The sequence below is a fragment of the Flavobacterium anhuiense genome (genome assembly GCF_001705175.1).
Classification (GTDB): Bacteria; Bacteroidota; Bacteroidia; order Flavobacteriales; family Flavobacteriaceae; genus Flavobacterium; species Flavobacterium anhuiense.
The window spans coordinates 3,203,395-3,221,882 of record NZ_CP016907.1 but is presented as its reverse complement, the minus strand read 5'-3'; the positions used below and the strand labels follow the sequence as shown (position 1 = coordinate 3,221,882).

General features: G+C 33.6%; 14 protein-coding genes and 1 tRNA gene. 5 read left to right on the top strand and 10 right to left on the bottom strand.

Annotated features, from left to right (window positions below; genetic code table 11):
• The first annotated feature begins 21 nt into the window (after nt 1-21).
• Nucleotides 22-936, top strand: a complete 915-nt coding sequence (locus BB050_RS14115; RefSeq protein ID WP_066033982.1) for a phytanoyl-CoA dioxygenase family protein — start codon at nt 22-24, stop codon at nt 934-936.
• A gap of 6 nt (nt 937-942) precedes the next feature.
• Here the strand turns inward: BB050_RS14115 and BB050_RS14110 are convergent, their stop codons facing one another.
• From BB050_RS14110 to BB050_RS21890, 10 genes are all read right to left on the bottom strand, one after another.
• Nucleotides 943-1,488, bottom strand: coding sequence for a 3'-5' exonuclease (locus BB050_RS14110; RefSeq protein ID WP_066033981.1), 546 nt, complete (start codon nt 1,486-1,488; stop codon nt 943-945).
• 176 nt (nt 1,489-1,664) lie between these two features.
• The gene (locus tag BB050_RS14105) at nt 1,665-2,168 is read right to left on the bottom strand and encodes a hypothetical protein (RefSeq protein WP_066035172.1); all 504 of its coding nucleotides are present in this window, start codon (nt 2,166-2,168) and stop codon (nt 1,665-1,667) included.
• A gap of 1,303 nt (nt 2,169-3,471) precedes the next feature.
• Nucleotides 3,472-3,753 carry a hypothetical protein gene (locus BB050_RS14095; protein WP_066033979.1) on the bottom strand — a complete coding sequence of 94 codons (282 nt, stop codon included), beginning with the start codon at nt 3,751-3,753 and terminating at the stop codon, nt 3,472-3,474.
• A gap of 204 nt (nt 3,754-3,957) precedes the next feature.
• Entirely contained in the window at nt 3,958-5,904 is a 1,947-nt protein-coding gene (locus BB050_RS14090; RefSeq protein WP_066033978.1) for a DUF3732 domain-containing protein, read from the bottom strand.
• Nucleotides 5,901-6,377 carry a three component ABC system middle component gene (locus tag BB050_RS14085; RefSeq protein WP_066033977.1) on the bottom strand — a complete coding sequence of 159 codons (477 nt, stop codon included), beginning with the start codon at nt 6,375-6,377 and terminating at the stop codon, nt 5,901-5,903. Before BB050_RS14085 ends, BB050_RS14090 begins: the two co-directional genes overlap by 4 nt.
• A complete protein-coding gene (locus BB050_RS14080) occupies nt 6,374-7,489 on the bottom strand; it encodes a hypothetical protein (RefSeq protein WP_066033976.1) in 1,116 nt (371 codons plus the stop codon). Before BB050_RS14080 ends, BB050_RS14085 begins: the two co-directional genes overlap by 4 nt.
• Nucleotides 7,490-7,810: 321 nt before the next feature.
• Complete coding sequence (locus BB050_RS14075; protein ID WP_066033975.1) at nt 7,811-8,608, bottom strand: TatD family hydrolase; 798 nt, start codon at nt 8,606-8,608, stop codon at nt 7,811-7,813.
• 264 nt (nt 8,609-8,872) lie between these two features.
• Complete coding sequence (locus BB050_RS14070; protein WP_066033974.1) at nt 8,873-10,294, bottom strand: RtcB family protein; 1,422 nt, start codon at nt 10,292-10,294, stop codon at nt 8,873-8,875.
• A 239-nt stretch (nt 10,295-10,533) separates the two neighbouring features.
• Nucleotides 10,534-12,774 (bottom strand): hypothetical protein, encoded by a 2,241-nt coding sequence (locus tag BB050_RS14065; protein ID WP_066033973.1) that lies wholly within the window; start codon nt 12,772-12,774, stop codon nt 10,534-10,536.
• A gap of 255 nt (nt 12,775-13,029) precedes the next feature.
• Nucleotides 13,030-13,148 (bottom strand) — tRNA-OTHER (locus tag BB050_RS21890).
• Between the two features lie 285 nt (nt 13,149-13,433).
• Between BB050_RS21890 and BB050_RS14060 the strand changes: the two genes are divergently transcribed.
• The 4 genes from BB050_RS14060 to BB050_RS14045 all read left to right on the top strand — a co-directional run bounded on the left by BB050_RS14060 (nt 13,434) and on the right by BB050_RS14045 (nt 18,414).
• Entirely contained in the window at nt 13,434-14,048 is a 615-nt protein-coding gene (locus BB050_RS14060; RefSeq protein ID WP_066033972.1) for an HD domain-containing protein, read from the top strand.
• 210 nt (nt 14,049-14,258) lie between these two features.
• On the top strand, nt 14,259-15,296 hold the full coding sequence (locus BB050_RS14055; protein WP_066033971.1) for a helix-turn-helix transcriptional regulator: 1,038 nt from the start codon (nt 14,259-14,261) through the stop codon (nt 15,294-15,296).
• A 221-nt stretch (nt 15,297-15,517) separates the two neighbouring features.
• Nucleotides 15,518-15,976: a MarR family winged helix-turn-helix transcriptional regulator gene (locus BB050_RS14050; protein ID WP_008468520.1), complete on the top strand. Its 459-nt coding sequence runs from the start codon at nt 15,518-15,520 to the stop codon at nt 15,974-15,976.
• 47 nt (nt 15,977-16,023) lie between these two features.
• Complete coding sequence (locus tag BB050_RS14045) at nt 16,024-18,414, top strand: 3-hydroxyacyl-CoA dehydrogenase/enoyl-CoA hydratase family protein (RefSeq protein WP_066033970.1); 2,391 nt, start codon at nt 16,024-16,026, stop codon at nt 18,412-18,414.
• Nucleotides 18,415-18,488: the final 74 nt, after the last annotated feature.

Below are 18,488 nucleotides of genomic sequence, written 5' to 3'. Positions count from 1 at the left end.
TGTCTTTTATAACAAAAAGCTATGCCTTGGAATACCCTTGAACAATTATGGAAACGCACTGTTGATCCTCAAAATGCTGATCTCGGTCAAACCAACTGGAACAACGAAATCAAAACCTTGTATCAGCTAGGTATTGGTATGGAAGATGCTTTGCAATTTTTATATTTCGAAAAGCCAGATTATGAATCTTTTAAAATCTGGATCAACAACCGAAAACGTGATATAGTAATTGAACCCGAAGATTTAACCGACGATGTTTTATCCGAAGAAGATTTAGAATTCTGGAACCAAAATGGCTATGTAATCGTTAAAAATGCTATCTCAAAAGAAGACTGCGAAGACACTCAAAAAGCTATTTGGGAATATCTAAAAATGGATCCTAATAAAAAGGAAAGCTGGTACGAAAGCCATGAAGATCTGAAAGGCCTTATGCTTAATTTTTCTGATCATGAAACTTTAAATCGGAACCGTTTTTCTCCAAGGGTAAAAAAAGCGTATGAACAGCTTTATAAAACCACTAAAATTTACAAAACGATTGACAAGGTAAGTTTTAATCCGCCTGAAACAGAGAATTTTAATTTTCTGGGAAGTCCGCTTCATTGGGATATGAGTTTGAAAAAGCCGTTGAGTTTTGGCCTTCAGGGCTTGCTTTATTTAACCGATTGCGGACCAAATGATGGCGCTTTTCATTGTGTTCCGGGTTTTCATAACCAAATTAATCAGTGGCTTGACGAACTTAAACCTCACGAGAATCCGAGAGAAAAAGCTTTGCAGACACTGCAGTCGAAACCAATTATCGGGCAAGCAGGAGATTTTATCATTTGGCATCAAGCGCTTCCGCATTGTGCGACACCAAATAAAGGTGAAAAACCGCGAATGGTTCAATATCTCACTTATCTTCCAGATGATTATAATGCAGCTGGAGAGTGGATTTAAACCATTCTAGTTTTTCAAACACCAATGCAAGATTTTAGCGATGTTTTTAGCATCATCAATTCCACGATGGTGCGTTCCTTCCAATGGAATATTCAGCAACTGTAGAGCGCCATTCATTCCTGTCGACCTCTTCAAGCCAAACTTCTCGGCAAAATGCTCTTTTACATTGATGTGCTCCTCTCCCATCGGATATGGAATGCCAAACGATTTACACTGTTTTGTCAGCATATTCAAATCGTACTGCCCATAACTTGCCCAAGTGTACAAATCTGGATTGTATTCGTCGATTAGCAAATCAACAGCTTCTTCAAAAGAAACTCCATTTTTATCCAGTAAATCTTGAGTAATAGTCGTCAGTTCAGTACAAAACGGACTAACATGAGAACGTTGTGGCTTTATCAGAATCCCCTTGTTCTTCGAGATTTCTCCCGTCTCAGTATCTAAGACTGCTAATCCGATTTCAATAATTTCATTCTGCTGTCCCCTCGGGACTGCGCCTTGCCAACATGTGGCTTCTAAATCGATAATAATAATTTTATCTGTTGTTTTCATTTTTTTAATTTTTAATAATTGTTTTATTTAACCGCAAAGAGCACAAAGGTTTACGCAAAGGAACGCTAAGATTAGTTTCTCGCAGATTTTGCCAGATTTGAGCAGATTTTTAATCCTTTTAATCTTTATAATCTGTGGCTAAAAAACTTTGTGTCTTAGCGCCTTAGTGGCACTCCCTAGAAAAACATGCTTTTGAAATCTAGAAAGAAGTTTCTTTTCTTAGACTTCTTTTCATGCTTTTCCTTTTTACCAGATTTCTTTTTTTCAAAAACTGCTTTAGCTTTCTCAATCCGTTTAACTGGTTTTATTTCTTCAGTTTTAGACATTTCGTAGAACTTTTTGAAAGGACGTGGTTCAAAATCAACCAAAATAGCTGCCATGTTTATAGCATCAATGTTTGACGGATCCGTTTCTCCTTTGAAGAAAGTTTCGATAGGTCTGAACTTATCCTTTTTCTCCTTAAACTTATTCTTTTTGCTATGATCGAAATCTAAGCCCAATAGGTTACTGAAAACGTTCAAGTCATCCTTTGTTGGGTTGTTTTCGAAAATTAGCCAGCACAAATCACGAAGTTTTCCACGAGAAGGCTTGTACAAGTAATCAAAGTATTTACCTTCTTTTTCTATTTCGTATTTTTTTCTAATTGCTTTTTTGTATTTTTCTAGTGTATTGTTTTGCATGGTATTTTTTTTTTTGCAATTCATGGGAATCTCAGGAAATCGAAGGTTTTCTGGGAAATCCAATATCACAAAAGTTAAAAAGCACCCTTGCTTTACCAGAGAGAAATATCTCTAAATGATATATATAATTTCCCTAAAATTCACCTTCTCCTTCCATAGGTTAATCAGTTCCAAATCTTTCTTTTTAATTGAGGCAAACGACAGTTCACTTGTCTCGAGTTTATCTGTTTGACCACTATGGTCCGACGTAAATCCTATTTCTTGATTCATCCTTAAATTTTTATTGTTAAACATAAACTGCCAGTGTTTACCACTAACGGTTCCTACTTTTTACTTCATTTTTATTTCATGAACAAATTTTACAATCGTTCTACGCAGTTATTTTGCGTATTTCTTTCTTTTGCCGCTATCCCGATAGCTATCGGGACTAAGGCACAAAGTCTTCTTTTTATCTTTTGTTAAATCTTAGCGCCTTTGTGCCTTCGTGGCTAACAAATAGTCACAAAAAAAGCACCCGATTAAAGGTGCTTCATAACAAATACGATATAACTATCTTATTGCCTATATTGATGCACCGACATGTAAAAGCATTCACGGTCCGAAGCCGCGGCTACTAATCCTGGGTTGTGTATGTATAATTTAAAACTCATTTTATTTATTTTTTAATTGTTGTTGTTGTTTTCTGAAACGCTTTGTTTCAATTTTGTTTGGCAAAGATATGATGGAAAAAATCATATTTCCAAATATTTTTTAAGAATAATTTTCTGATTATCAGTTAGTTAAACCCAAAATAAAAACAAAGAAATTCCTGTCCGCAAACTGGTGCAGATCTCACTTTTGTATCAAATGACTGTTACTCCTCAGATTACTTTCCAAGACTATATCTTTCTATTTTTATTAATCATTAAACATTTTGGTTAAATATTTTTTTAGTTTTTTTTAGTTCTGGTTTGTTTTCTTTATCATTTTGTTGTTCACTTTTGTCACACTGAGCGAAGTCGAAGTGCTTTAAAACAAAAAAAGCGTCCTAAAATGAGGACGCTTTTCTATTCTATGATGAGTTTGACTCTAAATTCTAGATCATAATTTCATAAAAACACATACGCATCCTGAGCTATTAGCTGGAAAATCTCCGGCCAAACGTTCAAAAAATGGGCTTGATAAAAGTTTCATATGTATTTTTTTCTATTATTAATTACAGATACAAATGTAGTATATTTTAGATTAATTTAACAAAACATAGTGAAAATATATTTTTTTATAACAAAAATCCCGACAATAGACATTGTCGGGATTTGAGTTTTTATTGAGATAATTTACAATTGCTACTACAAGCCTTATAAATTTGCTTATCTGAAAACGGAGCTAAAGTTTCTGCCAGATTTCTGCTTGTTCTTAAACAGCTTAGCATTTTTTGCCTTAACTGTTGATCGTCGCCAAATTCTGTATGCATGAGGAGCTCGAAGATTTCCTGCAAATACATGGGCTGTTCTTTGTAATCTCCATCAAACATTTCGTCTGAAAGGAAATTAAGTACGGATGGCACTACATCACGATGTGTTGGTTTTTGATTTTCTTTTAGCATAATCGAAAATTATTAGACACACGAAACCCTCGCTTTAGATGTGCTAAAATACCCTATTAGGATAGATTTACCATTGTTTCCGCAGGTACATCATGGCGAGGGAATCGCTTATGTTAACTTATAAAGTTTTTAGGATGATATCCTAGGTATTTTAGCAAAGCAAAGATAATGCTTTTACTTATAAATAAAGAAAAAACTTACAGATTATATTAAACCTTGTCCTTTAGATTTATCCCAATCTTTTATTATAAATTTATCAAAACTTTCGTCATTTGCATGTTCTAAAACAATAATTTGAGGCTCAACTCCTGTTTCTTTTTTTATCAATTCAATTTCTTCATTTAACACTTTAAAAATATTTTTTACTTGATTAATGTTATCATCAAACTTTAATATCTCATCTTCATCTGTTAATTCCGATTTTTTTGATGATCTTGGAAAATATACTTGACTAGGTTGATCTAAAACTAAAAATCCTGGGATGACAGATTTTTCATTTTTTAAATTTAAATAAAGAAAAGATAAAAATATCGATAAATGTGAAGCCAACCAATTAGCCCCACTTCCCATTTCATCAAGTCTAATTTTTCCACCTTCATGCTTGTGGTAAAAACTAAAATCTTCAATATTAAAATACAAATCAACTGGTTTTAATTCTTCTTCAAAATCTAACTTCCCACAAATTCTATCCATATTTTCCTTTAAAAAGTCTTCTGAATCCTTTTTAAATTTATCAGGATTATATTTAGAAAGTTCTTCTCTAATAATTTTTAAATCACTCTCTAATTGCACAAGATCTTTGGAGTTTCCTTTACTGCTATTCGTGTCCAAAAAACTTTTAATTAAACTTTCGATTTTTCCCTTTTGATATATGATTTGTTCTCTTTCATTTTTAGCCTCAATAAATACCTCGTCTTCTTTTGCTAAAATATTTATACTTTTTGTCAGACTTAATATCTCCTTCTCAATCCTCTTTTGTTCTGCTTTTAATTCTGATATTAGTGGTGTATTATCTTGAGAAAAAGTACCAAGTTTTATCAACTCATTAACTAATTTCTCTTTTGAACTTTCTAAAATTGCTATATCATCTTTTAGTGTTATGGCCGTACTTTCACATATTGGACATTTTAAATCAGAAGAAGTTTTATTATATTTTTGATGAGCGTGGATTTTCATTAATTCTTTTGCATAATCATAACCATCATCACTTGTTTGATATAAGTTTACTAATGCTTTCTCAATCTCTTCTTTTTCTATGTATTTTATGTTTCTTTCTTTTTCAAAACGATCTATTTCTAAATAAACTTTTGATCGATCATTTAATACTTCTGAAGGAAAAGGAAGATTTATTCCAATCCTTTTTAATTCACCTAAAGTTAAATTGTCTTCCAAAGTTTTATCTATTAATGAATAGTACACTTGTATAGAATTTCTAAGAAACGAAAGCTCATTTTCTTTAGACAATTTTAATTTATCAATTATAATTTTTTCTGTCTTTATTTCACGTAATTTTTCTTTTTCTTGTCTGATTAAATCATAATAGTTTTCATCTACTGCTCCTAAAAGAACAGGAAATGCTTCTATCACCCTTTTTCTCTTTATAATATCATCAAATCTGTAAAATATAGCATGCTTATTAGCAATTAAATTCTGATGCTGAAATAAGAAAGATACTGTGTCTCTGATGGAAAGTTTACCTTTATTATCAAGTTTAGTGACTACATTATCTAGATTCATATTACTAATCGCTAGACCTATATATTGCTCAAATTCAGTTTGAATATCATTTTTTATAGAACGTAAACTTAAATTCTCAAAATAAGAAATATCAATATTTTCTAACTCATTATAATCAGACTCAACATTTAAATATGCATAATTCATATTTCCCGTTTTTTGTGCCGGTCTACCTACAACTAAATAAAAATCATTTATTTTATAAATGACAACAAATAATTCTGCAAAATCAGTTATTTTTCCTTTTGGAATACTTGAGCGGGAAGAAAAAAGACAATAATCAATAATTTCAATAATTGCACTTTTACCTGTTTTCGAATCACCTGTAATTATATTTAAACCATCATTAAAGCCAATAAATCTAGATTGATTATTATCATCAAAAATGACTATTTTTTTAATTGTGATATTCATAATTCAGTTATTTTTAATTTTAGAAATATTGATTGATACTTTTCTTTTGACATAATCATTCCAAGATTATAAGATGATTTATAAATTAATTTTAGGCTTGAATCTATTTCATCGTGATAACTTAGTGGAATATTTATATTAGTGAATTCACCTATAACTAAATCACTATCATTTGCTAAAAGAATTAATGAATTATTAGTTACAGCACGAAAATTTCTTATTTCCTGATTGATCTGCGTCGAGAAAATTTTAAATTCATTTGTTGAAATTAAAGATTTAAAACTCGATTTAACGTTTAACCGACATAAGATCTTGACTAAAATTTCATTATAAATTATTGGTAAAACAATATTAATTAATTCAGTTTTTATTCCATTTTTAGTTTTTGATTTTACTCCACTTAAAAAGTGATGGAGAATTCTAGTTGTATAAAATGGATTAAAAATCAATTGTTCTAATTCTTTTGATTTCATTTTGGTTTATTTAATTTCCAAGAAAAACTTTCAGATTCTTCAATCATATGGTGAGTTCTTCCTTTTGGATAATAGTTTTTTATTGTATCTGTTTTCACTCCCTTCAAATCTTTTTTCAGAGAAATGTTTTCCTGATAATGATCATAAAACAATCTTGATTCTTTCTTATAATTTGGTAATAGTAATGAACTTAATCTGTTTTCAAATGTTAATTTCGTATCATTAAGGCTTTCTAATATTTCGTCATCATAATCATCTAAACTTTCAGCAAGGGACCTATTTTTCATCAAAATATCAATTCGATTAAAGTTTGCTCTAAAATAATCGTTTAAAGCATTTGCTATTTTAGTTTCGTAACCTATGTTTCTTAGTTCTGCAATAAATCTGTATCCTTTATCACTAATAGTATCAGGATCAACTTTTATATTCGGAAAGATTAAGTCGTCAATAAGATAGTTTTTTAAAAATCTTTGAAAGTCAATTTTAAACTCATTTTTATCAATCTTCCAAATATAATCTGAAGAAGTAATCAATTTTTCTGAAATATATCCTAAAAGAAGACAAACAAAAGGCTCTATATGCGATTGAGGAACAGGCGTTGTAATCTGAGGGTGGGTTATCAATACATCTTTATAGTAGTCTCTTGCATTTTTTTGATTATCCTCAATTTTAAAACGTTTAAGTACACTTTTTAAATCGTCAGAAGAACTAGAATTAACTTTATTAATATATGAACTTATAGTTCCTGTTGGCTTCACAGACTTAATTCTGCTTTCTTTCTGTGAATCAGTTAACGAATTCCAGCCATCAAAAATTGACTTCTCTCTTATTTTTGCAGTTGTATGCAAGATAAATGAAGTATAACTTTTAAAATCATCCTCATTGTCAATAATATTATAGAGAGTTTTCCAAAAATCTTCATGTGTATCATACAACTCCTTATTATCATTTATTGAATGCTTTGTTTCAACTGATTCAGTGCCATCAGAAATATCACCAAAGCACTCTAAGTGTATAATAACATCATTTTTTGCTTCAAGACATTTAATTAAAGCCACCATTTTTTGGTATTCAAATCCTAGTATTTTAGTACTTGCATCAGTATTAGACATTATTTTTTTATTTAAAATGAATTTTGCTAATTTATAATAATTAACAAGAATAGTATCGCCAAGTTATCAAAAGCATGCCATTACACATACTCTTTATTAAAACATAATCAAAAGTGAATTATTTTTTTTAATTAATTTTACGGTTTACCGTAATAGCTAATAAAATTGAATATCATCTTCAAATATATACAAACAAAAAGCCTTCAAACCAAGTACAAACCCCTGATTTAAAAGTCAACATTTTTTTGCCACGAAGGCACTAAGACACAAAGTTTTTTTAAGTTTTATTCTTTGTCACTTTGAACCTTTGCCGCTTTGTTACTAAATCCCAAAAAAGCTTTTAGAATTCCTCGTAGTTTCCTCCGCAACTTTAGCTAGAGTAATTCCTTTAAACTGTGCAATTGTTCCGGCAACATACGGCAGAAAAGCAGGTTCGCAACGGCGTTCGTGGTATTTCTTCAAGAGGCTGTTCGGGACATTTTTAGGAAGCATAAACGGCGCATCGGTTTCAATCATCATTCGGTCGAGCGGTACGTACTGAATGACTTCTTTTAAATGGCTGAAACGTTTGGCATCTGAAATCGCTCCCGTAAAACCCAGATAAAATCCGTTATCGAGATAGGTTTTGGCTTCTTGCAACGTTCCCGTAAAACAATGCACAACGGCTTTTGGCAATTGCGGTAAATAGTCTTTTGTGATATTCATAAAAGAATTGAAAGCGCTTCTTTCGTGCAAAAACAAAGGTTTCTGTACTTCAATCGCCAATTCGAGCTGGGCTTTGTAGCATTCTTCCTGTTTGTTTCGGGGCGAAAAATCACGATCAAAATCTAGTCCGCATTCGCCAACCGAAACGACGTGTTTCAGTTCTAATAATTTCCTGAGTTTCGAAATACTCTGTGCATCGAAACTCTTCGCATCATGTGGATGTATGCCCGCCGTAGCGTACAACACGCCCGGATACTGCCTCGCAATCTTCGCAGATTCTTCGCTATTTCGTACGCTGGTGCCTGTGAGTATCATCTGCGATACGTCGGCGTCGAGCGCGTCTTGTACGACATCGTCTATGTCGTTTTGGAATTGTTTGTTGGTTAGGTTGATTCCTATGTCTATATAATTCATGTTTTTTTTAAAGTTGCTAAGGTTCTGAGATACTAAGATGCTAAGTTTTTTTTCTCTCTGAACCGATTATTTTTTCTTTTAAGATTTTGCAGAGAAAAGAGGCAAGAGGCAAGACTTTCTCATCTTTCCTCTTGGCTCTTTCTTATTTGTCTACTTTTTTAATTTTTAAATTTTGTGCAGAAAAGAAACAAAAGACAAAACAGTCATATCTTTCTTCTTGCTTCTTGCTTTTCCTTAGTCTTGCCTCTTGCTTCTTGCTTCTTCTTAGTCTTCACGGCTTCCATCATCCGCCATTCTAACCAGTTTTGGTGTAAACTTCGCTACCACATCTACTAAATCTTTCTGCGCTTCCATCACCTGATTGATATCTTTATACGCCATTGGGGCTTCGTCAAGGCCTGCTCCGATAAGCGTCACGCCATGATCACTCAGGATCGATTTCATTTCAGTTTGTGTGATGTTTTTTATGGCTTGGGTTCTGCTCATTTGTCTTCCTGCTCCATGCGAAGCCGAATTAATGGCGTTCTCCTCGCCTTTTCCTCTCACCAAAAATCCCGGTGCGGTCATACTTCCCGGAATGATTCCCATAACGCCTTTTCCGGCTGGAGTTGCGCCTTTTCTATGCACGATCACTTCTTCGCCGTTCCAGGTTTCTTTCCAGGCAAAATTATGGTGGTTTTCGACTTTTGCTAAAATCGTTGCCCCCAAAGCGCGTTCCATTTTGTTGTGGATAATCTCGTGACAAGCCGAAGCGTAATCTCCCGCCAAATTCATCGCCAACCAATATTCCTGACCCAATTGTGAATTCATATCTAAATACGCCAAGTTTTTTGCCACTTCTGGAAGTTTGCATTCGTCTTTGGCAATTTTAGTATAATGTCCAGCAATGGTTGCTCCCATTCCTCGTGAACCAGAATGCGTTAACAAAGCGACGTATTTTCCTTTTGGGATATTTAAAACCGCATCGTCTTGCACAAATTCCATGATTCCGAATTCCACAAAGTGATTTCCACCACCCGAAGAACCTAATTGCGACCAAGCTTTATCTTTCAAGTTCTTCACAAACGGATTCATATTGAAAGTTTCGTTCTCCAAAACCGCATGATCTGATTTGTACTGACCGTGAAATCCGTGACCTGCTCCAAAAATAGAATTCGCGATTAATTCTTTTTTGAATTTGGCTTCATTTTCAAAATAAAAATCTTCTGGAATATCATAAACCGACAATGCCATTCTACACCCAATATCAACTCCAACACCATACGGAATAATAGCATTTTTTGTGGCCAAAACTCCGCCAATCGGTAATCCGTAACCTTGGTGTGCGTCTGGCATTAAAGCTCCCGCAACTGTAACAGGCAGCTTCATGGCAACTTCCATTTGCTTTCTGGCTCCATCTTCGATATGATCCAATCCGTAAGCCGAATACGCATTCGGATTTTGATTCAATGCAATGAAATCTTCTGGTTTTTCATTCGATTTTTCGATCAAAGCTACAGCCAATTTGCTGAAGATTTTATCGTCAATATAATTCTCTGGAGTTTCTAAGACGTTTTTGTAATGAGCGATCATTTCGTCTCTTGTGAATCCGTTTCTTTTGCTGTTTATTTTTAATGCGATTCCGATCATTTTTCCTTCTGGGAATCCTAATTCTAATATATCTGTACCGTTTATTTGTGTTTTCATTTTTTTTCTTTTTTAAGGGACAATCCCGATAGCTATCGGGACAGAGGTTCATAGGTGCAAAGGTTTAATTTTAGTACGCAGTTATTTTGCGTAGATTTTGTTTCACGCAGATTTTGCAGATTTAAGCAGATCTAAAAGTTTTTTTTTGATAAATAATCTGCGCTAATCTGCTAAAATCTTTTTAAATCTGCGTGAAATATTAAAACCTTTGTCACTTTGTTACTATGAACCTTTGCAACTTAATCCACCAACAATTGTGTAACAACCGCTGGATTCATAGCCCATTGCGCTGTATAAACTTCATCGGCAATTTCATTTTCGGTGATTGTTAAACCTTGAGCTTCCGCTTTTAGCTGTAACAAATTACCAATATTCAATTTGCTATTTAGTTTTAACAATAACGCCTGAACGCCTTTGAAATCCAAACCTCCTACAACCTGACCTCCGAAAGTCATTTCCAACCAAACGATTTCTCTTTTGGCTACATCTAACACTCCAAAAACCAAACCTTTGGCAACATTCTGCGTCACACGAACCTGATGATCTACACACGACGGATCATATGCAACACCTGTTTTCTCCGAAATTTTCATCGGATGTTTGCTGTTCATCCAACCTACCACTAGATTTGGCGTAATACTTCCGTTGCTGTACGCGTTGCAAGTAAAAGTTACAAATTTTGCTTTGGCTTTCGCCAATTCGTCGATGTTGATGTTGATATATTCAGCAGTTCCAATTTTATTCGGAATGCTTCGAATATCTCCACTATGCTGACAACCTGTAGTCGTCAATCGGCTAAAAGAGCAAATATCTGAACGGTCTTCGTAAGCGATATGACAGCTCAAATCCATATCTAAATGTTGCGCTGGCAAATCTTTACCCCACTGCATAAACAATCGCACTTCGTTTCCTTCAACTGGGAAACGAGTTCCCATTAAAGCAACTGGCAAATCCTGAACAGTTTCGCTTCGATCTCCTACAGAAACGGGAATGTTAAACAATTGCGGATCGATATAGATTGTTTTGTTGGTGTTCGCCATTTTCGCAAATCGTTTTTTCATAGCCAAAAGACATAATTCTTCGATTTGATTTTTCATCGCTTCCAACTGAAAATCTTCATATAACTTCAATAAAGCATTCGCTTCAATTCGTTTGTTTGTTCCACCCAAAGGTTTCACACTTCTCTGCATGTTTTTATCAAAATAATTTTGAGCATACATATTCAAAGTAAACACCAATCGAGCCGGAACTTTATCGATGATTTCCTCAAAATGAGCAATAGTTTCCTCTGCTCCAAACCAAAGCATATTCGAAAATAACGAACGAGCAAATAAACCTGGGCGCTGTTTTAATAACGCAAATGTCTTATCTGCATCAAATTTCAATCTTGACGAATCTACTTTGCTTTGCCAAACATCATAGACTTGGTTGTAGAATACATCCATTAAAAAGTTCAATTTCTCAAACCCTTTTCTTTTGCTGTATTCTGCCAAACGTAACGCTCGGATAAAACGAACCCACATTCCTCTTTTTGGATGCATCGTTTCGCACATAGCTTCAACATCCATGTTCATATTGTTCAACCAGTTTGCCACCATTAAACATTCTTTTCGGGAATATTTTAGTTTCAGATCTTTTTGAGATGCAATTCTCGCCTGAACGCTTGTATCTAAAACATTGTAGAAATGCTGTGCATTTTTTGATGTTCTTTTAATAATCGTTTTTGGCTCAATAATCTGAAGCATTCCTGTGTTTTTATACCACAAGTATCGTAAGATATCTGTAGGCGTTTTCAAAAACTGAGACGCTTCGTCTTCTTTACCATTTTCAATCAAAAGATCAATAACTAGCATTAAAGTTTCCTTCATTGCCACTTCGGTTTTTGGTAAAGGCAAATATTGCATCGCCATTTTTAAACTATCTACCTGAGTAGCGTCTAAAGCGGTTTTTGATTGCAATAACGATATATAGAAATCATTTAAATCTTTTTCTGACCATAATTCCAACATTTTCAATTTGCTTCCTTGTCCGATATTTTCCAGTTTACCGAATTCAAACGGAGTTCCGCAGAACGGACAACCGTTGTATCTTTCTAATGGAAAAGTATTGTCTGGGATAATATGACCGCATTGTAATTTAGTTCCGTTTTTAGTCTGGAAAATATTTCCGAAAAAAGTGATGATGTGATCTACAACAGATTCGTTTGTTGGAACATTCCATTCTTTTACCAAAGGCGTCCAGTTTTTATCTGTCCCTAGAACTTCTCTCAAAACTTCTAAAACCTCGATTTTATAAGTTGGGCTCACGTTATTTAAAGCATGAAGCAATGATTCAGAAAATGTAAATCCAAGTTTAGAAACATTGGCTAACAAAACGGATGTTGTTCCTGATAAATTTTTAACATCATTCGTAATCATTTCTGACGGAACGAAAATGGCATTTTGGCGTAAACTGATTTTTAATAATTCTTTTGTTTTCATTTTTTTTAATTTTTAAAATTTAGATAATTGTGCTTCTAGTTCTACCCAAAAGATTTGAAGTAAGAAACACTTGACCTGAAATTTGACGATAATTGATTAACTAAGCTAAAATGGAGCGGGCTACCGCGAAAGAAGTAAGTTAATCTTGACCCTCGTTTTTTATTAATGATAATTTTAAAACTTAATAACCAGCAACCTCCTTTCGGAAGTTAGGAGTCGAACCTAAAGAAGTAAGTTTTAATTGACCATTAATTGTGGAGCAGGTGGGATTCGAACCCACGACACGGACATTAAAAGTGTAAGAAGTAAATTTTGATTGACCTTTTGATTGATAATTTCAAAACTACCTGCTCTAACCGCTGAGCTACTGCCCCAATTATGATTATAAAATAAAAAGGTAATGGTGTAAGTGTGTACGTGGAAAGTGTTTTCGAAGTAACTCAAACTTGACCTATTTTATTCTTTTATTTCTATGAACGTTTGTTTTTATTTCTGAACAAAGATTTTAAAACTAGTGCGCAGTTATTTTGCGTAGTATAATTTTTGTTTCATTTTTTTAGAAATATTGTTTGTTTTATTTCTTGAGCAAAGATTTCAAAACTACTACGCAATTATTTTGCGCAGTAAAAAAAGAATTTTAAATTTGAGTAAAAAACAAGATGAATTTAAAAGAAATTTATTCTGATTTACTCTTAAATATTGGCTTTTCAGCAAATGAAATTCAGCAAAACTGGCTGGATTTAGAAAAGGCATATTCCAAAAAATCAAGACATTATCACAATCTTACGCATTTAAAAGAAATGATTGCCAGTTTTGAAATTTATAAAGACAAACTTCAAAATCCTGACGAAATATTATTTTCTATTTTCTATCATGATTTTGTGTATTCGGCTTCCAAGAAAGATAACGAACTTAAAAGTGCTGAATACGCTTTGTCAATTCTATCTGAAAATAGCACCATAAATAAACAATTAGTTTTTGATGCGATCTGCGCAACACAACAGCATCAGCAAAATGCAATTGAAGATATAAATTGGCTAATCGATTTTGATTTGAAAATCCTCGCTAAAGATTGGGATGATTATCAAATCTATTTCGAACAGATTAGAAAAGAGTATCGCATTTATCCTGATTTTCTCTACAAACCCGGACGAGCAAAAGCGTTGAAGCATTTTTTGGAAAACGAGTTTATTTTTCAAACCAATGAATTTAGGAATTTGTATGAAGAAAAAGCAAGAATTAATATTGAAAAAGAGATTTCATTATTAACGTAGAGACGCAATTCATTGCGTCTACACAACGAATATATCCACAATGTGTAGATGCACAGCCAATAATTTTCCAAAACGAATATCTACATCGAATATCCAAAATGAATATCCAAAACGAATATCCAAAATGTTTAGACGCAATGAATATCCAAAACGAATATCCATAATGTTTAGACGCAATGAATTGCGTCTCTACGTTTAAATAACGCAAAAATGTCACAAAACAAAAACGCCTTAATACGCTACAAAACAATCGACAAATGCCTTCAGAATAAATACCGACAATGGACACTCGAAGATTTAATCGAAGAATGTTCTGAGGCTTTATTTGAATATGAAGGACGCCAAAATCCAATAAGTAAACGAACAATCCAAATGGATATTCAATTGATGCGGAGCGAAAAACTCGGTTATAATGCGCCGATCGTAGTTTACGATAAAAAGTATTATAAATACGAAGACGAAGATTTTTCGATAACCGATATTCCACTGACGGAAACCGATATGAATGTTTTGACGGAAACCGTTTCGATGTTGAAGCAATTCAAGGATTTCTCCCTTTTTAATGATGTCTCGGATATTTTACAGCGATTGGAAGATAAAATCTACGCCGAAAAGTCGCATACCAAACCTGTTATTTATCTGGATAAAAATGAAAAACTAAAAGGACTGCATTATTTGGATGAAATATATCAGGCAATTATCAAAAAGATGGTTCTGATTATTACCTATAAATCATTTAAATCTGCTGAAGAGACGAAATTCCATTTTCATCCTTTTATCTTGAAAGAATTTAATAATCGCTGGTTTTTAATCGGAAAGAAAAAAGCAACACAGCCAATTACCAATTTAGCATTGGACAGAATCATTTCTATTGATTACGATTTTAATCATCCATACTTAGAAGAAGATTTTGATGCCGACATTTATTATAAAGATGTAATTGGCGTTACCGTAAATTCAGGATTAAATGCAAGACGTATTGAATTATGGGTCGATGCTTCGAATGCGCCTTATGTACTTACCAAACCTTTGCACACTTCTCAGCGATTAATCAAAGAAAATGAAGACGGCAGTATTATTATACATATATATGTAATACCCAATTATGAAATGGAACGTCTCCTATTAGGTTTTGGAAGCTGTTTGGAGATTTTAAGACCAGAAGGTCTTAGAAATCGTATGAAAAAGATGCTTCAAGACGCTATTTCACGCTATGATCCAAAAGAAACGACTAAAATAAATGCATAATTTTTTACAGAATACAGAATTAAATGCGTTTTAAAAACTAAAAAAGGATTTTTACAGCATTAAAAATGTTAAAATCTAAAAAAAGAATAGTATATTACACTTAAAATAAACAACCAAAACCCTCTAAATCAGGGATATTTTATAACTAACCAAAAAATTATTAAAAAATTATATGCATGCATAGTATTTTTTAATTATATTTGAAATCGATATAGTTACCTATGAAAGACAAAACGATAGATTATATTTTGAGAGCAACATGGCAAGCTGTTTCAAGAATGTATAATGAAGAAGCTGCTAAATACGATGCAACAATGGCAACAGGATTTGCTCTTTTAAGTATGGACAAGGAAGAAGGAACTCCGTCAACGGCTCTTGGCCCAAGAATGGGAATGGAAGCCACAAGCTTAACAAGAACCTTAAAATCTATGGAAGAAAAAGGTTTGATTGTTCGCAAGAAAAATCCAAGTGACGGTAGAGGTGTTCTAATCTATCTTACCGAATTTGGAAAAGAAAAAAGAGATTTATCTAAAAATACAGTTCTAAAGTTTAATGAAACCGTTAGAAAGCATGTCTCAGAAGAAAAGCTGAATCATTTTATCGAAGTTTCTGAAATCATCAATGAACTGATTCACGATAAAAACATATTTAATCAAACAGAAAACACAGAAGAAAAGTAATCAATTTTGATAGCCCTGATTCTGTAAAAAAACAAATAATAACAAATATGAAACGCACAATTAAAAAAGTTGCTGTAATTGGATCCGGAATTATGGGTTCAGGTATAGCTTGTCATTTTGCTAACATTGGTGTCGAAGTTTTACTTCTGGACATTGTACCGCGTGAACTGACCGAAGCTGAAGCTAAAAAAGGATTAACACTTGAAAGTAAAGCCGTTCGCAACCGTGTGGTAAACGAACATTTGGCGAATTCATTAAAATCAAAACCATCTCCTATTTACAGTCAAAAATTCGCTAGCCGAATCACTACTGGAAATACGACAGATGATATGGCAAAAATTGCCAATGTAGACTGGATTATCGAAGTTGTTGTAGAGCGTTTGGATATCAAAAAATTGGTTTTTGAACAAATCGACAAATTCCGTAAACCGGGAACTTTGGTTACTTCAAACACTTCTGGTATTCCAATTCACTTTATGAGTGAAGGAAGAAGCGAAGATTTCCAACAGCACTTCTGCGGCACTCACTTTTTTAACCCTGCGCGTTACTTAAAATTATTTGAAATTATTCCTGGTCCAAAAACTTCAAAAGAAGTATTGGATTTCTTAAACGAATACGGATCTAAATTCTTAGGAAAAACTTCGGTTGTTGCTAAAGATACTCCGGCGTTTATTGGAAACAGAATTGGTATTTACGGAATCCAAAGTTTATTCCATTTAGTTAAAGAAATGGGATTAACAATTGAAGAAGTTGATAAATTGACAGGACCTGTTATCGGTCGTCCAAAATCGGCTACTTTCCGTACGGTTGACGTTGTTGGATTGGATACTTTGGTACACGTTGCTAATGGTATCTACGAAAACTGTCCAAACGACGAACAGCACGAATTGTTCAAACTTCCTGATTTCATTAACAAAATGATGGAAAATAACTGGTTAGGAAGCAAAACCGGACAAGGTTTCTACAAAAAAGTAGACAAAGATATTCTTTCTTTAGACTTAGATACATTAGAATATAGAGCTGCAAAAAAAGCAAATTTTGCAACTTTAGAATTAACTAAAACTATCGACAAACCAATCAATCGTTTTAAGGTTTTAGTAAAAGGAACTGATAAAGCAGGTGAATTCTACCGCAAAAGTTTTGCTGGAATGTTCGCTTACGTTTCTAACAGAGTTCCTGAAATCACAGATGAATTCTACAAAATTGACGACGCCATGAAAGCTGGTTTTGGATGGGAAAATGGTCCATTCGAAATCTGGGATGCTATTGGTGTTGAAAAAGGAATTGAAATCATGAAAGCAGAAGGTTTAGAACCTGCTGCATGGGTAAATGAAATGTTGGCTTCTGGAAGCAAAAGTTTTTATACTGTAAAAGAAGGCGCTACTTATTTCTACAACATTCCAACAAAATCACAAGAAAAAGTTCCTGGACAAGATTCATTCATTATTCTGAACAACATTCGCGAAAGCAAAAAAGTTTGGAGCAACAGTGGAGCAATTATTCAGGATTTAGGAGACGGAATCTTAAACTTAGAATTCCAATCTAAAATGAATACAATTGGTGGCGACGTTCTTTCGGCAATCAATAAAGCAATTGAATTAGCAGAAAAAGAACACCAAGGTTTAGTTATTGGAAACCAAGCAGCGAATTTCTCTGTTGGAGCTAATATCGGAATGATTTTTATGATGGCGGTTGAGCAGGAATATGATGAATTGAATATGGCAATTAAATTGTTCCAAGATACAATGATGCGTGTTCGTTACTCTTCTATTCCAGTTGTGGTTGCGCCTCACGGAATGACTTTTGGCGGTGGATGCGAAATGAGCTTACATGCTGATAAGGTTGTTGCTGCTGCAGAAACTTACATGGGATTAGTTGAATTTGGTGTTGGAGTTATTCCTGGTGGTGGTGGCTCTAAAGAAATGACTTTAAGAGCATCTGATTTATTCCGCAAAAATGATGTGGAATTGAACGTTCTTCAAGAGTATTTCTTGACAATTGCAATGGCTAAAGTTTCGACTTCTGGTTACGAAGCTTTTGACACTGGACTTCTTCAGCATGGAAAAGACATTATTGTAGTAAACAAAGATCGTCAGATTGCTGAAGCTAAGAAACATGCATTGTTAATGGCAGAAGCGGGTTATACACAGCCAATTAGAAGAAATGATATTAAAGTTCTAGGAAAACAAGCTTTGGGAATGTTCTTAGTTGGAACAGATCAAATGCAAGCTGGAAAATACATTTCTGAGCACGATAAGAAAATCGCTAACAAACTGGCTTACGTAATGGCTGGAGGTGATTTATCTGAAGCAACTTTAGTATCTGAACAATATTTATTAGATATCGAACGTGAAGCTTTCTTGAGTTTATGTACAGAGCGTAAGACTTTAGAAAGAATTCAATACATGTTGACTAAAGGAAAACCGCTTCGTAACTAGAAAAATAGATAAAGAAGAAAGAAGCAAGAGAAAAGACAAAACTCTGTTTTGAAATCTTGCTTCTTGCCTCTTTC